Annotated in this window: 17 protein-coding genes, 1 tRNA gene and 1 pseudogene; 7 read left to right on the plus strand and 12 right to left on the minus strand. The window is 72.9% G+C overall.

Features of this window, described 5'->3' with window-relative positions; translation table 11 throughout:
- Positions 1-65 precede the first annotated feature (65 nt).
- The 8 genes from def to EV567_RS24530 all read right to left on the minus strand — a co-directional run bounded on the left by def (position 66) and on the right by EV567_RS24530 (position 7,414).
- Positions 66-716 carry a peptide deformylase gene (gene def / locus EV567_RS24495; protein ID WP_130443678.1) on the minus strand — a complete coding sequence of 217 codons (651 nt, stop codon included), beginning with the start codon at positions 714-716 and terminating at the stop codon, positions 66-68.
- Positions 717-808: 92 nt separating this feature from the next.
- On the minus strand, positions 809-1,789 hold the full coding sequence (locus tag EV567_RS24500; RefSeq protein ID WP_130443680.1) for a hypothetical protein: 981 nt from the start codon (positions 1,787-1,789) through the stop codon (positions 809-811).
- A 105-nt stretch (positions 1,790-1,894) separates the two neighbouring features.
- Positions 1,895-3,148, minus strand: a complete 1,254-nt coding sequence (locus EV567_RS24505) for an HD-GYP domain-containing protein (RefSeq protein ID WP_130443682.1) — start codon at positions 3,146-3,148, stop codon at positions 1,895-1,897.
- Entirely contained in the window at positions 3,145-4,518 is a 1,374-nt protein-coding gene (locus tag EV567_RS24510) for an HD-GYP domain-containing protein (RefSeq protein ID WP_130443684.1), read from the minus strand. The genes EV567_RS24505 and EV567_RS24510 overlap by 4 nt, the downstream gene beginning before the upstream one ends.
- Positions 4,519-4,650: 132 nt before the next feature.
- A complete protein-coding gene (gene rsrA / locus EV567_RS24515) occupies positions 4,651-4,953 on the minus strand; it encodes a mycothiol system anti-sigma-R factor (protein WP_130443686.1) in 303 nt (100 codons plus the stop codon).
- Complete coding sequence (gene sigR / locus EV567_RS24520) at positions 4,950-5,636, minus strand: RNA polymerase sigma factor SigR (RefSeq protein WP_207228846.1); 687 nt, start codon at positions 5,634-5,636, stop codon at positions 4,950-4,952. Before sigR ends, rsrA begins: the two co-directional genes overlap by 4 nt.
- A 256-nt stretch (positions 5,637-5,892) precedes the next feature.
- Positions 5,893-6,561, minus strand: coding sequence for an alpha/beta family hydrolase (locus EV567_RS24525; protein ID WP_130443933.1), 669 nt, complete (start codon positions 6,559-6,561; stop codon positions 5,893-5,895).
- 37 nt (positions 6,562-6,598) lie between these two features.
- Positions 6,599-7,414 (minus strand): SOS response-associated peptidase, encoded by an 816-nt coding sequence (locus tag EV567_RS24530; protein WP_130443688.1) that lies wholly within the window; start codon positions 7,412-7,414, stop codon positions 6,599-6,601.
- Between the two features lie 49 nt (positions 7,415-7,463).
- On the opposite strand from EV567_RS24530, the gene EV567_RS24535 reads away from it, so the two are divergent.
- The 4 genes from EV567_RS24535 (at position 7,464) to EV567_RS24550 (ending at position 11,198) form a co-directional block, all read left to right on the plus strand.
- Positions 7,464-8,186 (plus strand): M50 family metallopeptidase, encoded by a 723-nt coding sequence (locus EV567_RS24535; RefSeq protein WP_130443690.1) that lies wholly within the window; start codon positions 7,464-7,466, stop codon positions 8,184-8,186.
- A 249-nt stretch (positions 8,187-8,435) separates the two neighbouring features.
- Positions 8,436-9,776, plus strand: coding sequence for a 3-phosphoshikimate 1-carboxyvinyltransferase (aroA, locus tag EV567_RS24540; protein ID WP_130443692.1), 1,341 nt, complete (start codon positions 8,436-8,438; stop codon positions 9,774-9,776).
- A gap of 11 nt (positions 9,777-9,787) precedes the next feature.
- Complete coding sequence (gene rsgA / locus EV567_RS24545; RefSeq protein WP_130443694.1) at positions 9,788-10,798, plus strand: ribosome small subunit-dependent GTPase A; 1,011 nt, start codon at positions 9,788-9,790, stop codon at positions 10,796-10,798.
- 76 nt (positions 10,799-10,874) lie between these two features.
- Entirely contained in the window at positions 10,875-11,198 is a 324-nt protein-coding gene (locus EV567_RS24550; protein ID WP_130443696.1) for a multidrug efflux SMR transporter, read from the plus strand.
- A gap of 127 nt (positions 11,199-11,325) precedes the next feature.
- Here the strand turns inward: EV567_RS24550 and EV567_RS24555 are convergent.
- Positions 11,326-11,907: pseudogene (locus EV567_RS24555) on the minus strand (TetR/AcrR family transcriptional regulator); the annotation flags it as partial.
- A gap of 207 nt (positions 11,908-12,114) precedes the next feature.
- Here EV567_RS24555 and hisN point away from each other — a divergent pair.
- Positions 12,115-12,915: a histidinol-phosphatase gene (hisN, locus tag EV567_RS24560; protein WP_130443700.1), complete on the plus strand. Its 801-nt coding sequence runs from the start codon at positions 12,115-12,117 to the stop codon at positions 12,913-12,915.
- Positions 12,916-13,090: 175 nt separating this feature from the next.
- Positions 13,091-13,483: a cyclic nucleotide-binding/CBS domain-containing protein gene (locus tag EV567_RS24565; RefSeq protein WP_130443702.1), complete on the plus strand. Its 393-nt coding sequence runs from the start codon at positions 13,091-13,093 to the stop codon at positions 13,481-13,483.
- A 97-nt stretch (positions 13,484-13,580) separates the two neighbouring features.
- On the opposite strand, the gene katG is transcribed toward EV567_RS24565, so the two are convergent.
- Positions 13,581-15,797 (minus strand): catalase/peroxidase HPI, encoded by a 2,217-nt coding sequence (katG, locus tag EV567_RS24570; protein WP_130443704.1) that lies wholly within the window; start codon positions 15,795-15,797, stop codon positions 13,581-13,583.
- Positions 15,798-16,026: 229 nt separating this feature from the next.
- On the opposite strand from katG, the gene EV567_RS24575 reads away from it, so the two are divergent.
- Complete coding sequence (locus EV567_RS24575) at positions 16,027-16,443, plus strand: Fur family transcriptional regulator (protein WP_130443706.1); 417 nt, start codon at positions 16,027-16,029, stop codon at positions 16,441-16,443.
- A gap of 97 nt (positions 16,444-16,540) precedes the next feature.
- Here EV567_RS24575 and EV567_RS24580 read toward each other — a convergent pair.
- Positions 16,541-16,614 (minus strand) — tRNA-Met (locus EV567_RS24580).
- A 903-nt stretch (positions 16,615-17,517) separates the two neighbouring features.
- Positions 17,518-19,449: a tetratricopeptide repeat protein gene (locus EV567_RS24585; RefSeq protein ID WP_407071618.1), complete on the minus strand. Its 1,932-nt coding sequence runs from the start codon at positions 19,447-19,449 to the stop codon at positions 17,518-17,520.
- Positions 19,450-19,535 lie beyond the last annotated feature (86 nt).

Below are 19,535 nucleotides of genomic sequence, written 5' to 3' on the forward strand. Positions count from 1 at the left end.
TACATACGAACGACGCCTGACCGGGAGAAGATCTCGGCCAGGCGTCTCGTGCGGGGCGGTGTCGCTCAGTCGTTGGCGACCACGGGGTAGCGGGGCTCGTTCTCGGCCATCTGCCGCAGGGCGTCCTTGCGTTCGCGCTTGGAGAGACGGTCGATGTACAGGTAGCCGTACAGGTGGTCGGTCTCGTGCTGCAAACACCGAGCGAAGTAACCGGTGCCGCGCACCTTGATCGGGTTGCCCTTCTCGTCCTGACCGGTCACCTCGGCGTAGTCCGGCCGGGCGAGCGGCGCGTACGCGGTGGGCACCGACAGACAGCCCTCGTTGCTGTCGTCCAACCGGCGCCTGTCGGCGGGCAGTTCGACGAGCCGGGGGTTGCACACCACGCCGGTGTGGCGCACGCCCTCGTCGTCGGGGCAGTCATAGACGAAGACCTTCAGGTCGACGCCGATCTGGTTGGCCGCCAGGCCCACGCCCTCGGCGGTGCGCTGCGAGGCGAACATGTCCGCCACCAGTTGCCGCAGCTCCTCGCCGAACTCGGTGACGTCCTTGCACTCCTTGTGCAGCACCGGGTTGCCGACGACGGTGATCGGCCGCGAGGTGCCCGCCTCGCACCAGGCCCGCTCGCGCTCCTCCGGCTCCTCGGTGTCGATGACGAAGCCCTCGTCGTCCACGGGGAGCACGCCCGTGTGCTGCTGATCGGTGTCCTGCTGCGCCATGACCGACGATGCCTTCCTCAAAACCGGGGTGAAGTTGCGAATACAGGGTACGTGGGCGTGCGCCACACACGGCCCGCAGCCGGGAGCCCGCGTCAGCAAACCTCTTCGAGATCCCGCCAGTCCCTCGAATCGGGGCTGTCGGCGACCCACCCGTCCAGCAAACCCCGCACCAGCCCGGCGGGCGCGGCGACCCCGCACTCACGCTCCGGCACCCACAGCTGCCCGTCCGTGCGGTGCCCCAGCGGCCCGGGGTGCCCCGGCTCGCTGTGGTCGTGCGGGTCGAGGTGCTCGCCGTCGCCCTCGTCCGACGGCATCCGGGACTCCGAGCACGTCCGGCACAGCAGCCGCACCGACGACGACCAGTCCTCCGCCGCGAAGCCCGCGTCCGCGGCGAGCTGTTCCAGCGCGTCGCGGTCGGCCTCCGTCGCCGCCTCCAGCAGCACCACCCAGGTGGGCACCGGGGAGGGGGCCCACAGCTCGATCTCGTCGAACACCGGGTACGCGTGGCCCGTGGACGTGGTCCGCTCACCGTGCGGGACGCCGTCGTGCAGCACCACCTCGCCCCAGCGCCGCCCGGAGGACGGCAGCGGGATCGACAGCACCTCGATCCGGGCGGGGTCCAGCCGGCGCCCCCACACCACCTCCGCCTCGCCCTCGGGCGAGAGCCGTACGGCCGCGCTGCCCAGTTCCATGCCGACCGGCTCGCCGGAGCCGGTCAGATCGCCCGGCACGCGCAGCCCGTAGGCCTGCCAGGCGCGCCGGGCCAGCGGCCAGTCCTGGAGCGCGGTGGCCGCGATGCCGACGTTCCACCAGTCGGGGGCCCCGGTCTCCCGGTCGAGCAGGGCGACCGCGCGCAGACCGGCCGTGCGGGCCTGCTCCCAGTCGTGCCGGAACTTGTGCAGCAGGGCGAGGTTGAACCAGGACTCCGACAGCCAGGGCTCCAGGTCGGCGGCACGTGTCAGCAGCGCGCCCGCGTCCTCGTACCGGCCGTCGCCGATGAGCGTGAACGCCCGGTCGGTGGCCTGCCGCCAGGAGGCGGAGGGCCGGTGTCGTCCCTTGCCGAAGATCCTCACGATTCCCGCCTGCCAGTTCCGTGGTGTGGGCTGGCCGGTGCCCCCGGACACCCTGTCCCTCGCATCCAACCACGTGTGGCTGCGAGGACGCTCATTACCCATGGGTTACCCCGTGACGGGCAGGGTCAGACAGCCCTTCGACAGCACCCTGGCCAGCGCTTCGACCACCTCGGGCGCGTACTCCCCGCCCGTTCCCAGCCGCAGTTCCTCCAGCGCGGACAGCGGGCCGCCCGGTCCGGCGTCACGCACCTTCTCCTCGTAGGCGTTGACCACCCGGACGATCCGGGCGGCCGGCGGCTGCTCGGGGTAGGGGTCCGCCTGCCGCTCCACGACCGTCGCGACCAGCTCGCCCGCCCCGGTCTGGCGGACGACGGCCCCGCCGAGCAGGGCGATCCGCCGCTGCCGGTCCGGCGGCAGCCCGGCCGTGGCGCCCGCCGGGACCGGATCGACGAGGCTGAGCTGCCCGATGTCGTGCATCAGCGCCGCGTACTCCAGGACGGTCAGCTCGGGCTCGGTCAGCCCCAGGTCCCGGCCCACGGCCTGGCTGAGGGCGGCGACCCGGCGGGCGTGCCCGTGCGGGGTGCAGCCGGCGATCTCGGTGGCGCGGGCCAGGGAGGCGATGGTCTGCCGGTAGGTGGCGCGCACGGCGGCGTACCGGCGCAGGGACAGCTGGGTGAGCAGCAGCGGCACGCAGAACACGGGCAGCGCCCACAGTCCGACGACGGCCACCGCGAGCGCCATGACCGCGCCGGTCGCGCACACGGCGGTCCCGATCCCGGGCAGGCCGCGCAGTTCGTCGCGCAGGAGCGGGGCGAGGGGCCAGCCGGTGCGGGCGTGGGCGAGCACGGCGGCGAGGAGCGCCTCGCACAGGACCGTGAGGACGAGCAGCGCGAGCAGCAGCAGCGCGTACGCCGGACCGCTCCAGGCGTCGAACACCCCGCTGTTGTACAGGGGTTGGAAGCAGGCGGCGGCGAACCCGACGGCCAGCACGCGCCGGACGAGGTGGTCGAGGACCGGCCCCTCCCCGCGCGCGATGCGCGGCACGCTGCCGAGCAGGGAGGCGGCGGCCACCACCGAGACGGCCTGTGCGAGCCCGTGGTGCGTGGCGTGCCCGGCGTGCTCCCCGAGCAGCGCGTACGACAGCGAGCCGGCGGCCCCGAGCGGCGCCGCCTCCCGCAGCCCCGGCGAGCGCGGCCGGCACCGGGGCAGCGCCGACTCCCCCACGGCGACGAGCGCCCCGAACGCGAGCGCGACGCCCCGCTCCTCGACACCGGCGCGCAGGGTGACGAGCAGGGAGCCCGCCACGAGCAGCGCGGCCCCGGTCCGCACCACGCCGAGATACCACCGGGTGCCCTTCACCGTGACTCCGTCTGAGGCGCGCCGGGCCGGCCGGGAGCCGGGACGGGGGCGGGGGGTGTGGTCGTGGTGGCGGGGGCGCCGGCTGCGGAGGGCGGCGACGGCTGCTGCTGCGGCGGGTGGGGGGTGTCGGCGGTGACCACCGGGTGCCAGCCCTCGCGGGTGATCACCTCGGTCAGGGCGGACACCATCCGGGGGTCGAAGTGCTCGCCCGCGCAGCGGTTCAGCTCCTCCAGGGCCGCGGCGACCGGCCGGGCCCGGCTGTAGCTGCGGGTGGAGGTCATCGCGTCGAAGGCGTCCGCGACGGCCACCACCCGGGCCGACTCGGGGATCTGAGCGCCCGCCAGCCCGTAGGGGTAGCCGTTGCCGTCCATCCGTTCGTGGTGGTGGAGGATGGCCGAGCGGGCCTCGCCGAGGAAGGCGATGCCCCGGGTGATCTCGTGCCCGTACTCGGGGTGGAGTTCGATGACGCGGCGCTCCTCAGGCGTCAGCGGCCCGTTCTTGCGCAGCAGCCGCGTGGGAACGCCGAGCTTGCCGACGTCGTGCAGGATTCCGGCGAACCGCAGGGTCTCCACGCGCTGTTCGTCCATCCCCAGCTCGCGCGCGATCATCATCGAGGCCTGTCCGACGCGTTCGCTGTGCCCACGGGTGTAGCCGTCCTTGATGTCGACGGCCTGCACCAGCGCGCGGATGGTCGCCTGATGGGCGGTCCGCTCCTGGTGGTACTGGGCGAACACCCACCAGGACACGCCCATCGGGAACAGCACGAGCAGCGCGGCGACCGGCCCGTAGGGGCTGCGCCACAGCAGGGCCATCATCAGCCCGGCGAGCCCGTGCACCCCTACGGGGGCGAGGGAGCGCAGGAACAGCCCCCGTGTCGGCGGGCGCGACGGCAGCCGTTCGGCGGGCGCGAGCATCCCGCCGTCCGCGGCGGCGAGCACCAGGCAGAACACGAAGACGGCGGCCCCGGCCGGAGCGAGGGCCGCGGAGAGATCCGCGTCCACGACCGCCTCGGCTCCGCCCAGAGCCCCGTGGACCCAGGCGGCGGCCCACACGCCGGTCGCGAGGTGGGCGGCCCGCCGGATCCGCCGCACTGCGGAGGGCCGCTGGCCGTCGGGGGAGCACAACGCCCCGGGCAAGGGCACGAGCGCGGCCGCGGACGGCGGCAGCAGGAAGGCCCCGGCGAGCAGTACCGGGTAGAAGGCGCCGGCGAACCGGCGGCGGGCGACACGCTCCCCGCCGGCGTAGAGCACGGCGAGCGGCAGGACCGTCCACCACGGCGTCCACGCCAGGGGCGGCGGCGTCAGACAGAGCAGGGCGCCGAGGGCGGCGCAGACGACGTAGCCGCGCGCCCGCGCCGGAACTGCCTCCATGTCGCCCTCCCCCGACCACACCTTGGTCCGGGCACCGGAGCCTAGGGCGGCGAGGGACGGCAACGGGGGCTCATCACCCGTCGATTAGCACATTCGGGTGACGGCACGGCCTCCTCGCGGGAGGCCTGGGGGTCAGGACTCCTGGGGCGTGACCGTCACGTCGTGCTCGGGCACGGCCTGGCCGGATCGGATCAGCTCGATCCGGCCCATGACCTTGGAGCGCAGGTCGGTCGGCACGTCGTCATGGCCGCAGCACCGCTTGACCAGCTTCTTCACGGCTTCCTCGAGCCCGTACTTCTCCAGGCACGGCGAGCACTCGCTGAAGTGCTGCTTGAACTTGTCGCGGTCGAGGTCCGGCATCTCGCTGTCGAGGAACTCGTAGAGATGGTCGAGGACCTCACCACAGTCCGTCTCGTGCGGCTCTCCGCAGCTCATGAGCCCGAACCTTTCGCTTCGTCCGACTCTCCGGCGCCGGCCGGGACCAGTCCGCGCTCACGGGCGTAGTCCTCGAGCATCCCGCGCAGTTGGCGGCGGCCCCGGTGCAGCCGGGACATCACCGTACCGATGGGGGTCCCCATGATGTCCGCGATCTCCTTGTAGGCAAAGCCCTCGACGTCCGCGAGATACACGGCGATGCGGAACTCCTCGGGGATGGCCTGGAGCGCTTCCTTCACGTCCGAGTCGGGCAGGTGGTCCAGCGCCTGCGACTCGGCCGAGCGCAGACCGGTCGACATGTGCGACTCGGCACGCGCCAGCTGCCAGTCCTCGATCTCCTCGGCGGCGCTGCGCTGGGGCTCGCGCTGCTTCTTGCGGTAGGAGTTGATGAAGGTGTTGGTCAGGATCCGGTAGAGCCAGGCCTTGAGGTTGGTGCCCTCACGGAACTGGTGGAAGGACGCGTACGCCTTGGCGTACGTCTCCTGCACCAGGTCCTCGGCGTCGGCCGGGTTGCGCGTCATGCGCAGCGCGGCCGAGTACATCTGGTCGAGGAACTCGAGCGCGTCCCGCTCGAAGCGCGCGCTGCGCTCCACGGCCGTCTCCGCGCTCGTGCCGCCCTGGCCCTCGGGCTGCTCCGCCTGGCCGTGATCGGTCCCTGCGTCGGTCCCAGTGACCGGACCCACCTCCTCAAGCGTTCTCGTGAGACCGAGAGCGGCCTCACTCGAATCGGAGGATAGACGACGATCCGGTCCGCCCGCCGCCCGAACCGGGGCGGTCCTGGCCGCGTGCAGCACCGTCCAGTCCAGGTCAGTGCGGCTGCTGCGGGTCGGATAGATGGTCGAACCCATGCGGCGGACTTCCTCTCCTACGACGTCGGTGCTGGTGACCAGCACGTACGTCCCGCACAACAGCGCCGGCCGCCCAGGCATTCCCGAAGCTTCACCCGAGTGAGCCGGTCCACTTCACGACCGCGTCCGTGACGACCGCCACGGCCTCGTCCTGCGAGATCTCCGCGCGCTTGGGCACAGCGAAGCCGTGGTCCGCGTACGGGACCTCCACCAGCTCGTACGCGCCCCCGGGGAACTCGGCCGGCTTGCCGAAGGGGTCGTTGCCGCCCTGGACGGCCAGGGTGGGAACGCCGGAGCCGAGCAGTTCCCCCGCGCGGGACTTCTCCGGCCGGCCCGGCGGGTGGAGCGGGAAGCTGAGGGCGAGCACGGCGTGCGCGCCGAGCTCGGCGGCGGTACGGCAGGCCACCCGGGCTCCGGCGCTGCGTCCCGCGGAGACCACCGGCAGTCCGGGCGCGGCCAGCGCGGGCCAGAGGCCGCGCCAGCCGGTGTCCAGGGTCTTCGGTGCGGGCGCGACCTTCTTGCCGGCCACCCGCCAGGGCTGCTCGACGAGCGCGACGGTGACGCCGTGCGCGGGGAGGACGGCGGCGAGGGCCTTGAGGTCGCGCGCCTCGATGCCGCCGCCGGCGCCGTGGCTCACGGCGAGCAGGAGGCGCGCGTTCTCGGCGTGGCACCAGGTGACGCGGGCCTCGCCGGCGTCGGTGGGGACGGTCTCGGTCGTCCGCCGGCGGGTCGTCTCGTCGCTCGTCGGGTCGTTCGTCACGTCGTTGGTCTCGTCGCTCGTCGCGTCGTTCGTCACGTCAGAAGAGTGTGCCCTCCTCGGGGCCCTCCAGCTCCTTCAGCAGCTCCGGCCCGTTGTTGCGGACGTTGCTGACGGCCGTGGCGACGGGGTAGGCGCGCATCAGCCCGGTGGGCGGGGGCGCGAGGAGCGCGCGCAGGTCGTCGACGTCCGTGCGGGCGGGGTCCAGCCAGGCGTCCCAGCGGTCGGGGGTGAGCATCAGGGGCATCCGGGGGTGGATGTCGGACAGGGAGCCGGGTCCCTCGGCCGGGGCGACGGCCAGCGGTCCGGTCTCGGCCTCCGTGGTGATCACCGAGCAGGTCGCCCACCAGGCCAGCGGGTGTTCGTCCGGCAGGGTGCGGTCCCGCCAGAACTCGTAGAGCCCGGCCATCGCGAAGACCGAGCCGTCGGCCGGCAGCACGAAGTAGGGCTGCTTCCGCGGCCGCTTCTTCTTCCCCTCGACCTCGAGGTCGCGTTCCTGCTGCCCGGTGACCCACTCGTAGTAGCCGTCGGCGGGCAGGATGCAGCGCCGGGAGGAGAAGGCGCGACGGTAGGACGGCTTCTCGTGGACGGTCTCCGCACGCGCGTTGATCATCCGGGCGGCGCCCTCGGGGTTCTTCGACCAGGACGGGACCAGTCCCCACTTCAGCTTGCGCAGCTGGCGAACCGGACGCGGGTCGGCCACGTCCTTCAGGGGACGGTCCAGGACGGCGTAGACCTCCTTGGTGGGAGCCACGTTGTAGTCGGGTTCCAGGGTCTCCTCGGGTTCCCACTTCTCGACCTCGAAGATGCCCGCCAGGTCCTCGGGCCTGCGACTCGCTGCATACCGTCCGCACATACGTGCCACACTGCCAGACTCCGACGACGACAGGGAGCCACCAAGGAACATGGACAGCACCGCCACCACCGCGCTGCCCGACCTGTGGGACCGGCTCACCGGCACCCAGCCCGACCCCGATCTGTGGGTGGTGCTGGCCACCATGGGCGCGGCCCTCGCCATAGTCGTCCCTCACACTCTGTGGCGTATCTCCCGCAACGCCATCACGATCGCCCACGAGGGCGGCCACGGTCTGGTCGCGCTGCTGACCGGCCGGACGCTCACCGGCATACGCCTGCACTCGGACACCAGCGGTCTGACCGTCAGCCGGGGCAAGCCGCACGGCCTCGGCATGATCCTCACCGCCGCCGCCGGCTACACCGCTCCCCCGCTGCTCGGTCTGGGCGGCGCGGCACTGCTGGGCGCCGGCCGCATCACGCTGCTGCTGTGGGCGGCTACGGCGCTGCTGCTGGCGATGCTGGTGATGATCCGGAACGCCTACGGGGCCCTGACGGTGATCGTCACGGGCGGCACGTTCCTGATGGTGTCCTGGCTGGCGGGGCCCCAGGTCCAGGCGGCGTTCGCGTACGCGGTGGTGTGGTTCCTGCTGCTGGGCGGCGTACGGCCGGCGTTCGAGCTGCAGGCGAAGCGGGCGCGCGGCGGGGCGGGCGACTCGGACGCCGACCAGCTGTCGAGGCTGACCCATGTGCCGGCCGCCCTGTGGTTCTTCCTCTTCCACGCGGTGAGCCTGTGCTCCCTGCTGGGCGGCGGACGGTGGCTGCTCGGGCTCTAGGGCGCGTGTCGAAAGTCCCGCCTGCCCGGCGGCGTCTGGCACGCACGCTCGCCGCGTTGTCGGGATCGGCCCCGATACATCCAGTATCGAGGCGACCCTCCGCCTTGCGATCGCACGCACCAGACGCCGCCGGGCACGCCCTTCGGGCGGACGACGCTACTTTCGAAACGCGCCCTAGGGCGCGTTTCGGGGGCTTCAGCGCCGAAACGGCTGACGTCGGCCCGCCCTCGCGGAGACTAAAGTGGGCGCATGCCCGTGAACTCCGCCCACACCGCCCTCTGGCCCGCCCCGCACGCGAGCGGAGCCGTCGACGCGACGGTCCACGTGCCGGGGTCCAAGTCGGTCACCAACCGCGCGCTCGTCCTGGCCGCCCTCGCCTCCGAGCCGGGCTGGCTGCGCCGCCCGCTGCGCAGCCGCGACACGCTGCTGATGGCGGGCGCCCTGCGCGCGATGGGCGTCGGCATCGAGGAGACGGTGTCCTCCAGCTCGTCCGTCGGCGGCGGTCCCGGCGGCAGCGGCGAGGCCTGGCGGGTCCTTCCCGCGGGGCTGCGCGGTCCGGCCACGGTCGACGTGGGCAACGCCGGCACGGTGATGCGGTTCCTGCCGCCGGTCGCCGCGCTCGCCGACGGCCCCGTCCGCTTCGACGGCGACCCCCGTTCCTACGAGCGCCCGCTGAACGGCGTCATCGACGCGCTGCGCGTGCTCGGCGCCCGGATCGACGACGACGGGCGCGGCGCGCTGCCGCTGACTGTGCACGGCTCGGGCGCGCTGGACGGCGGCCCGGTGGAGATCGACGCGTCGTCGTCCTCGCAGTTCGTCTCGGCGCTGCTGCTGTCCGCACCGCGCTTCAACCAGGGCGTGGAGGTCCGGCACACGGGCGGTTCCCTCCCTTCCATGCCGCACATCCGGATGACCGTCGACATGCTGCGCGCGGTCGGCGCCCAGGTGGACACCCCGGAGTCGGGCGGCGAGCCGAACGTGTGGCGGGTGACGCCGGGCGCGCTGCTCGGCCGGGACCTGACGATCGAGCCGGACCTGTCCAACGCCCAGCCGTTCCTGGCGGCGGCGCTGGTGACCGGCGGCCGGGTGCTGATCCCGGACTGGCCGTCCCGCACCACCCAGCCGGGTGACCGGCTGCGGGAGATCTTCACCGAGATGGGCGGTTCCTGCGAACTCACCGATTACGGGCTGGTCTTCACCGGCACGGGCTCGATCCACGGCATCGACGTCGACCTGGGCGACGTCGGCGAGCTGACCCCCGGCATCGCCGCGGTCGCCGCCCTCGCGGACTCCCCGTCCACCCTGCGGGGCGTCGCCCATCTGCGCCTGCACGAGACGGACCGCCTGGCCGCGCTGACGAAGGAGATCAACGAGCTCGGCGGCGACGTCACCGAGACCGCCGACGGCCTCCACATCCGCCCGCGCCCCCTGCACGGCGGGGTGTTCCACACCTACGACGACCACCGGATGGCGACGGCCGGCGCGGTCATCGGGCTGGCGGTGGACGGCGTGCGGATCGAGAACGTGGCCACGACGGCGAAGACCCTGCCGGACTTCCCGCAGCTGTGGGCCGGGATGCTCGGGGTATAGGGGCTTCCGCGATGCGCCGCTACGGCAAGCACACCGACGAGGACGACATCCGCAGCCGCCCGAACCGCAAGGGCAACCGGCCGCGGACGAACATCCGGCCCAAGCACGAGGACGCCGCCGAGGGCATGGTCCTCACCGTCGACCGCGGACGCCTCACGTGTCTCGTCGACGACCGGATCGTGATGGCGATGAAGGCCCGTGAGCTGGGCCGCAAGGCGGCCGTGGTCGGCGACCGGGTGGCCCTCGTCGGTGACATGTCCGGCAAGAAGGACACCCTCGCGCGCATCGTCCGCATCGAGGAGCGCACCTCGGTGCTGCGCCGCACCGCCGACGACGACGACCCGTACGAGCGGGTGGTGGTCGCCAACGCCGACCAGCTCGCGATCGTCACCGCCCTGGCCGACCCGGAGCCCCGCCCGCGGCTGATCGACCGCTGCCTGGTCGCCGCGTACGACGGCGGGCTGGAACCGCTGCTGGTCATGACGAAGTCCGACCTCGCCGCTCCGGACAAGCTGCTGGAGCTGTACGGCGACCTCGACATCCCCTACGTGGTCACCAGCCGCGAGGAGCTGGAGAACGGCGACGCCGCGGACCGGGTGCGCGAGTATCTGGCCGGGCGGATCACGGCGTTCGTGGGCCACTCGGGAGTCGGCAAGACGACCCTGGTCAACGCGCTGGTCCCGCAGGACCGCCGGCGTCTGACGGGGCACGTCAACGCGGTGACCGGCCGCGGCCGGCACACCACGACGTCGGCCCTCGCCCTGCCGCTCGAGGGCACGGACGACTGGGCCATCGACACCCCGGGCGTCCGCTCGTTCGGACTGGCCCACGTCGATCCGTCCCGGGTGATCCACGCCTTCCCCGACCTGGAGCCGGGGACGGTGGGCTGCCCGCGCGCGTGCAGTCACGACGAGCAGGACTGCGCGCTGGACGCCTGGGTCGCCGAGGGCCACGCGGACCAGGCGCGGCTGTACTCACTGCGCCGGCTGCTGTCGACGCGGGAGCGCACGGACGGCGACTGACCTCCGCGTTGTTTGTCGGCGTGCGAGTTCGGTAAGTGCATAATCGCACCGAGCCGCACACACGGGAGGACAGCACATGGCGTGGCTGCTGGTCATCGTCGCGGGAGTGCTCGAGACCGGCTTCGCCGTCTGCCTGAAGCTGTCGCACGGCTTCACCCGGCTCTGGCCGACGATCGCGTTCTGCGTGTTCGCGCTCGGCAGCTTCGGTCTGCTCACCCTGTCGCTGCGGAAGCTGGACGTCGGTCCGGCGTACGCGGTGTGGACCGGCATCGGCGCGGCGGGCACCGCGATCTACGGCATGGTCTTCCTCGGCGACCTGGTGTCGGTGCTGAAGATCGTCTCGATCACCCTGGTGATCACCGGGGTGATCGGCCTGCAGCTGTCGGGGTCGGCGCACTAGACGCGGCGAGCGCTCCGTGCGACGCGGGGATCGGCCCGTGCTTCGCGGTGTTCGCGCCGGCAGCCGCGGTGCCCGGCTGGTGGGGCGCGGCGCCGGGAGCCACGGGGCCCGGCCCTTGGGTCGCGGTGATCACGCCGCGCACCAGTTCCGCGACCCCGCCCTCCCCCGGCGGGACCGCCACGCACGACACCGCCAGTCGTACGGCCAGTTCGCAGGTGCGGGCGAGGTCGTCGGGGGCGGCGCCGGGGCCGGCGATCGCGGCCACGGCCCGGTCCCGGACGCCCGCCAGGAGGTCCCCGGGCGAGGGCAGCGGCCCGTCCGCCCGCCGCTGCGCGGGCACGGCGGAGGAGGAGGGCACCGCGGCGAGCGTCGGGGCGGGCAGGCGCTCGCTCCAGCACCCGGTGAGCAGGGCCCGTACGAGCGGGTTCCCGCGGGCGACGTTCGTCGTCCACTCGGCGGCCGCGGTGAGCCGCTCACGGGCGTCGCCGTGCGCGGACAGGGCCCGTTCGACGCCGGCGAGATAGCCGTCGGCCTCCCGCCTGACGAGCGCCCTGGCCAGGCCGTCCTTGCTGCCGAACTCGTTGTAGAGGGTCTGCCGGGACACCCCGGCCGCCGCGGCGACGTCCACCATGCGCACCACGGCCCACGAGCGTCGCGCGAGCGCCGTGAAAGCGGCGTCGAGTAGGCATTCCCGGGCAGCAGGCATCATCGCCTCCCTGGGGCGAGCGGCTCTGCGCCCAGGTTTGACGCGCGTCCGCGCACTGTCAAGGGTCCGCGGAGGGGGGTGGTGAGTGCCGGCCATGAGTGCGTGAGGGGGGTAGACGACGAGAAACATCTGAAGTACCCACCTGCGCGCCCTTCACTCACCCCGAGCCCCCGTTGGCTCCGCCGCCACCTCGGCAGATAGGTTCGAGTCATGCCGGACTACCTCGACGACCTCCGCCTCGCGCACGTCCTCGCGGACGCCGCTGACGCCGCGACCATGGACCGCTTCAAGGCCCTCGACCTCAAGGTGGAGACCAAACCGGACATGACGCCGGTGAGCGAGGCCGACAAGGGGGCCGAGGAACTCATCCGCGGCCACCTCCAGCGCGCCCGCCCCCGTGACGCGATCCTCGGCGAGGAGTACGGCGTCGAGGGCACCGGCCCGCGCCGCTGGGTGATCGACCCGATCGACGGGACCAAGAACTACGTGCGCGGCGTCCCCGTCTGGGCCACCCTCATCTCCCTCATGGAGGCCGCGGAGGGCGGCTACCAGCCCGTCGTGGGCGTGGTCTCCGCGCCCGCCCTCAACCGCCGCTGGTGGGCCGCGAAGGGCCACGGTGCGTTCGCCGGCCGCAGTCTGTCCCGGGCCACGCGCCTGCAGGTCTCCCGTGTCTCGAAGCTCTCCGACGCCTCGTTCGCGTACTCCTCGCTGAGCGGCTGGGAGGAGCAGGGCCGGTTCGACGGGTTCCTCGACCTCACCCGCGAGGTGTGGCGCACGCGCGCGTACGGCGACTTCTGGCCGTACATGATGGTCGCCGAGGGCTCGGTGGACCTGTGCGCCGAGCCGGAGCTGTCCCTGTGGGACATGGCGGCCCCCGCGATCGTGGTGACGGAGGCCGGCGGCTCGTTCACCGGTCTCGACGGCCGGCCCGGCCCGCACAGCGGCAACGCGGCCGCGTCGAACGGCCTGCTCCACGACGAGCTCCTGACGTATCTGAACCCGCGTCAGTAAGCCGGGGCCCCGCGACGGACCACCCCGCCCGTCGGGCACAGATGAGCGCGTGCGCCCTCAATTGACTGCGCGCGCCCCCTTGTTGACCCGCGCTTTACCTGCCACGCTGACAGCACCCCCACTTGTGAACATGTGAATCCCTGTTCCGGGGATTCTTAGGAGGTGGCTCCAGCCCATGCTCGTCCGTGACGCCATGAGCACAGTGGTCCTCACCATCGGCCCCGCACACACCCTCCGCCAAGCCGCCGCCCTGATGTCCGCACGCCGCGTCGGCGCGGCGATCGTCCTCGACCCGGACGCCGGCGGCATCGGCATCCTCACCGAGCGGGACATCCTCAACTCCCTGGGCCTGGGCCAGAACCCGGACGCCGAGCCCGCACACGGCCACACCACCGGCGACGTCGTCTTCGCCGCCCCGACCTGGACGCTGGAGGAAGCGGCCCGGGCGATGGCACACGGCGGTTTCCGCCACCTCGTGGTCCTGGACGGCGGCGAACCGGCCGGCATCGTCTCGGTCCGCGACATCATCCGCTGCTGGGCGCCCGCCCGCAGCCAGATCCCCGCCTGAGCCCGGGACCGGGCCCGGAGGCGTGACGTCCGGGCACGCGGACGGGCCGGACCCCCCGAAGGGGATCCGGCCCGTCCGTTCACGCCGGCCCGTCCGCTCAGACGAGGTCGAACCGGTCCAGGTTCGAGACCTTGACCCAGGCGGCGACGAAGTCGGTGACGAACTTCTCCTTGGCGTCGTCGCTGGCGTAGACCTCGGCGAGGGCGCGCAGCTCGGAGTTGGAGCCGAAGACGAGGTCGGCACGCGTGCCGGTCCACTTCAGCTCGCCGGTGGCCGCGTCACGGCCCTCGAAGGTGTGCTGGTCCTCGGAGGTGGACTTCCACGTCGTGCCCAGGTCGAGCAGGTTGACGAAGAAGTCGTTGGTCAGCGCGCCCGGCTTGTCGGTGAGGACGCCGTGCGAGGACTGGCCGTGGTTGGCGCCCAGGACGCGCAGTCCGCCGACGAGGGCGGTCATCTCGGGGGCGCTCAGCGTGAGCAGGTTCGCCTTGTCGAGCAGCAGGTACTCGGCCGGCAGCCGGGTGCCCTTGCCCACGTAGTTGCGGAAGCCGTCCCAGAGCGGCTCCAGCGCGGCGAACGACTCGACGTCCGTCTGCTCCTCGGTCGCGTCCACGCGGCCCGGCGTGAAGGGCACCTCCACGTCGAAGCCCGCGTCCTTGGCCGCCTTCTCGACCCCGGCCGCGCCGCCGAGCACGATCAGGTCGGCGAGGGAGACCTTCTTGGCGCCGGAGTTGAACTCCGCCTGCACGCCCTCGAGGACGCTCAGGACGTGACGCAGCTGGTCGGGCTCGTTGACCTCCCAGCTGCGCTGCGGCTCCAGGCGGATGCGGGCGCCGTTGGCGCCGCCGCGCTTGTCGCTGCCGCGGAAGGTGGACGCCGAGGCCCACGCGGTGGAGACGAGCTGGGAGACGGTCAGACCCGAGTCGAGCAGCTTGGCCTTCAGGGCCGCGACGTCGGCCGCGTCGATGGTCTCGCCCTCGGCCTCGGGCAGCGGGTCCTGCCACAGCAGGGTCTCCTGCGGGACCTCAGGGCCGAGGTAGAGCGACTTCGGGCCCATGTCGCGGTGGGTCAGCTTGTACCAGGCGCGGGCGAAGGCGTCGGCGAACTGGTCGGGGTTCTCGTAGAAGCGGCGCGAGATCTGCTCGTAGACCGGGTCGAAGCGCAGCGCCAGGTCGGTGGTGAGCATCGTGGGCAGGTGCTTCTTCGACGCGTCGTGCGCGTCCGGGATGATCGCCTCGGCGTTCTTGGCGACCCACTGCTTGGCGCCGGCCGGGGACTCCGTCAGCTCGTACTCGTACTCGAAGAGGTTCTTGAAGAAGCCGTTGCTCCACTGCGTCGGCGTGGCGGTCCAGGTGACCTCCAGGCCGGAGGTGATGGTGTCGCCGCCCTTGCCGGTGCCGTAGGTGCTCTTCCAGCCCAGGCCCTGCTCCTCCAGGGAGGCGGCCTCGGGGTCGTCGCCGACGTGGTCGGCGGGGCCGGCGCCGTGGGTCTTGCCGAAGGTGTGACCGCCCGCGATCAGGGCGACCGTCTCCTCGTCGTTCATCGCCATGCGGCGGAACGTCTCGCGGATGTCGCGGGCCGCGGCGATCGGGTCCGGGTTGCCGTTGGGGCCCTCCGGGTTGACGTAGATGAGGCCCATCTGGACCGCGCCGAGCGGGTTCTCCAGCTCGCGGTCGCCGGAGTAGCGCTGGTCGTCGAGCCAGGTGGTCTCGGGGCCCCAGTAGACGTCCTCCTCGGCCTCCCAGACGTCGGCCCGGCCGCCGCCGAAGCCGAAGGTCTCGAAGCCCATCTGCTCCAGCGCCACGTTGCCGGTGAGGATCATGAGGTCGGCCCAGGAGATGCTCTGGCCGTACTTCTTCTTGACCGGCCACAGCAGACGGCGGGCCTTGTCCAGGTTGGCGTTGTCGGGCCAGCTGTTGAGCGGGGCGAAGCGCTGCTGACCGGCGCCGGCGCCGCCGCGGCCGTCGCTGATCCGGTAGGTGCCGGCGCTGTGCCAGGCCATACGGACCATCAGGGGGCCGTAGTTGCCGAAGTCGGCGGGCCACCAGTCCTGGGAGGTGGTGAGCACCTCGGCGATGTCCCGCTTCACGGCCGCGAGGTCCAGGTTCTTGAACGCCTCGGCGTAGTCGAAGTCCGCTCCGAGCGGGTTCGCCACCGCCGGGTTCTTGGCGAGGATCTTCAGATTGAGCCGGTCCGGCCACCACTGGCGGTTCCCGCCGCCCTGCGTCGGGTGCGCGGCGCGCCCGTGCGCGACCGGGCAGCCGCCCGTCTCCGCCGGCTTGTCGTCGGTGACGATCGCGTCGTGGTTCTCAGCCATGAAAATCCTCCGGGACTAGGCGGTTCACGGTGCTCAGGGACGACGGGGGCGGTCGTCCCTGCGGGCGGCAGTCGCTCGATGGTCACTCACGTCACCGACGTCACTTCTGCAGCTCCTGTCGCTTGGCCAAAGCCGAGTTAGATCCTACAATGGACAATGTCTAAGTCAAGTGACACTCCAAAGTCACACACGTTCGGGACCTGGTCCCCCTACTGTTAGGCTGATCAGCATGAGTGACCTTCTGGAACGGCTGCGCGGACGCGGCTGGCGGATGACCGCGCAGCGGCGCGTCGTGGCCGAGGTCCTCGACGGCGATCACGTCCATCTGACGGCCGACGAGGTCCACGCACGGGCCGTCGCCAGGCTGCCCGAGATCTCCCGGGCGACGGTGTACAACACGCTGGGCGAGCTGGTCACGCTCGGCGAGGTGCTCGAAGTCGCCACGGACAGGCGCGCCAAGCGGTACGACCCCAACGCCCACCGGCCGCACCACCACCTGGTGTGCGGGCAGTGCGGCGCGATCCGCGACGTCCACCCGAGCGGCAACCCGCTCGCCGATCTGCCCGACTCCGAGCGCTTCGGCTTCGCCGTCTCGGACGTCGAGGTGACCTACCGCGGCATCTGCCCCAACTGCGCGGCGCTCTGAGGGCGCGGCGCTCCGAGGCGCCCCCGCGCGGGTTCGCCTTCGCGCAGTGAAAACACCGAGGGCCGGAATCCCATGGATTCCGGCCCTCGGCCTTCAGTAGCGGGGACAGGATTTGAACCTGCGACCTCTGGGTTATGAGCCCAGCGAGCTACCGAGCTGCTCCACCCCGCGTCGACGAATGCAACGTTACGCGACGCCCGGCCGCCGAAGCAAATCCCTTAATCCCCAGCCACGCAGGCTGCGGCGGCGCGGCCCTGGCACCGGCGGGTGGGCGGGCGTGGGACACGGCCACCCGCGCCACAGGTCAGGGCGGACAGCGCCTGCCGCACCGGGTCCACGCCCGGCCGCCGACAGCAGTCGCACCGCCGTGGCGGCCGGGACGGTGTGGTTGACCCCCGCCGACGCGGGCGAGGCGCGCGCAGGCCGCCCGGTGCCGGGGTTCGTGTGTCGGACACGGCCACCGAAGCGCAAGTCAGGCGAGGAGCTCCTGGCGCAACGCGCCTGGCGAGCGGGCCGCCCGCAGCACTCGCGCCGCTGCGGCGGCATGAGATGCAGTGAAGCCCGCCTGCGCGGGCGAGCGCGCGTAAGGCTCTGCCATGGGACCGGCGGGCGAGCACGCACACCCCGCCCGGACCGACAGCCGCGCAGGCGCCGCCCCCGCACGGCAGGCTGCGTCCCGCACGGGCGCCGCGTGCGGCAAGGGGCACACGCGCAAACGCGCAAGCCCGGGCGAGCACGCACACACCGCCCGCGCCGACAGCCGCGCAGGCGCCACCCCCCGCACGGCAGGCAACGCGTCCCGTAAGGGCGCCGCGTGCGGGAAGGGGCGCAGGTGCAAAGGCGCAGGCCCGGGGGAGCACGCACACGCCGCCTGCACCGCAGGCAACGCAGCCGCCGTCACCCGCGTCGCAGGTCGGACCGACCGCATTTGACGCAACGCATCCCGCGAGCCGCGCCGCCGTGTGGCGAGGGGCACAGGAGAAAGCACGCCGGCGCGGGCGAGCGCGCACTGCCCGACCGGTGCCGGCGAACGCGCGTAAGGGGCCCCGCCCGCACCAGAGGCGGGCTCGCGCGTCAGGCCGAGAGTTCCTGGCGTAGGGCGTCTCGCAGGCGGGCTGCTCGTTCGGCCACCTCCGCCGGGCCCAGGGACACCGCTCGGTCCGCCCATCGCTGGCCCTCGGCCAGCTCGCCCCGACGCGCGTAGACGAGGGCGAGCCGCAGCGCCGCCCGCCCGTGCCCGTCGTCGGCGGCCCGGGTCCACCACACCACCGCCTCCGGCTCGCTCCCCTCCCGGGCCAGCAGCAGCCCCAGGTTGAAGGCCCCGTTGCGCGACCCGGCCTCCGCGGCCTCCCGGTACCAGCGCGCCGCCTCCACCACGTCACCGCGGGCGGCGGCCAGCATCCCGACCCGCACCTGCGCACGCCGGTGCCCCTGGGAGGCGGCCCGCTCGTACCACTCCTCGCACTCGGTCTTCTCGTGCACGGTCTCCCCGAGCTCGTGCGCCGGCTGCGGAGGACGGCGCGCGTCCAGCACCGCCGCCAGCCGGTACGCGGCCTCCGCGCTCCCCCCGCCAGCGGCGCACCGCAGATGCCGTTCGGCCCCCTGCTCGTCCCCGTCCCGCAGCCGGGCCATGCCCACCTGCAACGCCGCCTCGGTGTGCCCGGCGGCGGCGGCCCGCTCGTACCAGCGCAGTGCGACGGCGTCCTCGCCCCGCCCGGCGAACAGGATCCCCAGGTTGAACGCGGCGTCGACGCTCCCCGCCTCCGCGGCCTTGGAGAACCACGGCTCGGCGCCCGCGGTGTCCCCGCCCTGGAGCAGCAGGATGGCGAGCGCGTTGGCCGCCTCCCGGTGCCCGGCGTACGCGGCGCGCCGGTACCACTGCTCGGCCTGCGCGACGCGCCCCTGCTCGGCGCAGAGCAGCCCGAGGTTGTAGGCGCCGTTGTCGTCGCCGGCGTCCAACGCGGCCCGGTACCAGCGTTCCGCGGTCTGGGTCTGGCCGCGCTCGGCGTAGAGCGCGCCCAGGGCGTTGGCCGCGTTGCCGTCGCCGTCCTGAGCGGCCCGCAGCCACCACACGGCGGCGTTCTCGGTGTCGCCGGCGTCACGCAGCAGGAATCCCAGCGCACAGGCGGCGCGCGGCTCGCCGTCCTTGGCGGAGGTCAGGTACCAGCGCCCGGCCTCCTTGAGGTCGCCCCGCTTCTCCAGGATCGTCCCGAGGTGCAGTGCTGCCCGGCGGTGGCCGCGCGCGGCTGCCTGCCGGTACCACTGCTCGGCCTCCGGCGACGCGGCGCCGCCGCCGTCGCTCACGCCGCGCTCGTCGTCGGCGGCGCGGGCGTCCCTGCGGTCGAGGGCGCGCGCGAGGCGGTACGACGCCTCCCGGTGCCCCCGCTCGGCGGCGGCCCGCATCCAGCGCTCGGCGGTGGTGTCGCCGCGGTGCTCCAGCAGGTCGGCGAGGGCGTAGGCGCCCAGCACGTGCCCCTGTTCGGCGGACTGGCGCAGCCAGTACTCGGCGGCCGGTTCGTCGCCCCGCTCACGGTGATGGCGGCCGAGCGCGTGCGCGGCGGCCGCGGAGCCGGCGACGGCGGCGACCCGCCACCAGCCGGCGGCGTCGTCGGGATAGCCGCGCTGGTGGAGGAGGACGCCCAGGTTGTTGGCGGCGGCACGGTCACCGGCCGCGGTGGCTGCACGCAGATGGGGTTCGGCGTCGTCGAGCTCGCCGCGGCGCAGCAGCAGAGCGCCGAGGACGCTCATCGCCTCGACGTCACCGGCCTCGGCGGCCAGCCGTCGGCGTGCCTCCTCGACGGCCTCCACCGTCTCGTCCCGCTGTTCGTCGCGGTGGTCGTCCCCGTCGTTCCCGTCGTTTCCGTTGTTTCGGTGGTTGTCGCGGTGGTCGTCGTCGTACTCGACCCGGTACTCGCCCCGGCTCGCGTCCGGGGTGGCCTTCTCGTCGGAAGGCTGCACAAATCGCCCTGTCTCGAACAGAGTTGCCTTGTCCCCCATAACGTCCATCGTCGCACCACCTGCAACCGGGATACACCTGGTATACCGCAGCCCGTAAGGTCACTTCAGCGTTTTGTCGACATGCCCACAGAGAG

This window comes from Streptomyces sp. BK239 (genome assembly GCF_004217285.1).
GTDB lineage: Bacteria > Actinomycetota > Actinomycetes > Streptomycetales > Streptomycetaceae > Streptomyces.

What these genes read in the sequence shown, in the direction of transcription:
- def (WP_130443678.1), bottom strand. Translation starts at nt 716, where the DNA reads ATGGCGCAGCAGGACACCGATCAGCAGCACACGGGCGTGCTCCCCGTG.
- EV567_RS24510 (WP_130443684.1), bottom strand. Translation starts at nt 4,518, where the DNA reads ATGGAGGCAGTTCCGGCGCGGGCGCGCGGCTACGTCGTCTGCGCCGCC.
- rsrA (WP_130443686.1), bottom strand. Translation starts at nt 4,953, where the DNA reads ATGAGCTGCGGAGAGCCGCACGAGACGGACTGTGGTGAGGTCCTCGAC.
- EV567_RS24530 (WP_130443688.1), bottom strand. Translation starts at nt 7,414, where the DNA reads ATGTGCGGACGGTATGCAGCGAGTCGCAGGCCCGAGGACCTGGCGGGC.
- EV567_RS24535 (WP_130443690.1), top strand. Translation starts at nt 7,464, where the DNA reads ATGGACAGCACCGCCACCACCGCGCTGCCCGACCTGTGGGACCGGCTC.
- aroA (WP_130443692.1), top strand. Translation starts at nt 8,436, where the DNA reads ATGCCCGTGAACTCCGCCCACACCGCCCTCTGGCCCGCCCCGCACGCG.
- rsgA (WP_130443694.1), top strand. Translation starts at nt 9,788, where the DNA reads ATGCGCCGCTACGGCAAGCACACCGACGAGGACGACATCCGCAGCCGC.
- EV567_RS24550 (WP_130443696.1), top strand. Translation starts at nt 10,875, where the DNA reads ATGGCGTGGCTGCTGGTCATCGTCGCGGGAGTGCTCGAGACCGGCTTC.
- hisN (WP_130443700.1), top strand. Translation starts at nt 12,115, where the DNA reads ATGCCGGACTACCTCGACGACCTCCGCCTCGCGCACGTCCTCGCGGAC.
- EV567_RS24565 (WP_130443702.1), top strand. Translation starts at nt 13,091, where the DNA reads ATGCTCGTCCGTGACGCCATGAGCACAGTGGTCCTCACCATCGGCCCC.
- katG (WP_130443704.1), bottom strand. Translation starts at nt 15,797, where the DNA reads ATGGCTGAGAACCACGACGCGATCGTCACCGACGACAAGCCGGCGGAG.
- EV567_RS24575 (WP_130443706.1), top strand. Translation starts at nt 16,027, where the DNA reads ATGAGTGACCTTCTGGAACGGCTGCGCGGACGCGGCTGGCGGATGACC.
- EV567_RS24585 (WP_407071618.1), bottom strand. Translation starts at nt 19,449, where the DNA reads ATGGACGTTATGGGGGACAAGGCAACTCTGTTCGAGACAGGGCGATTT.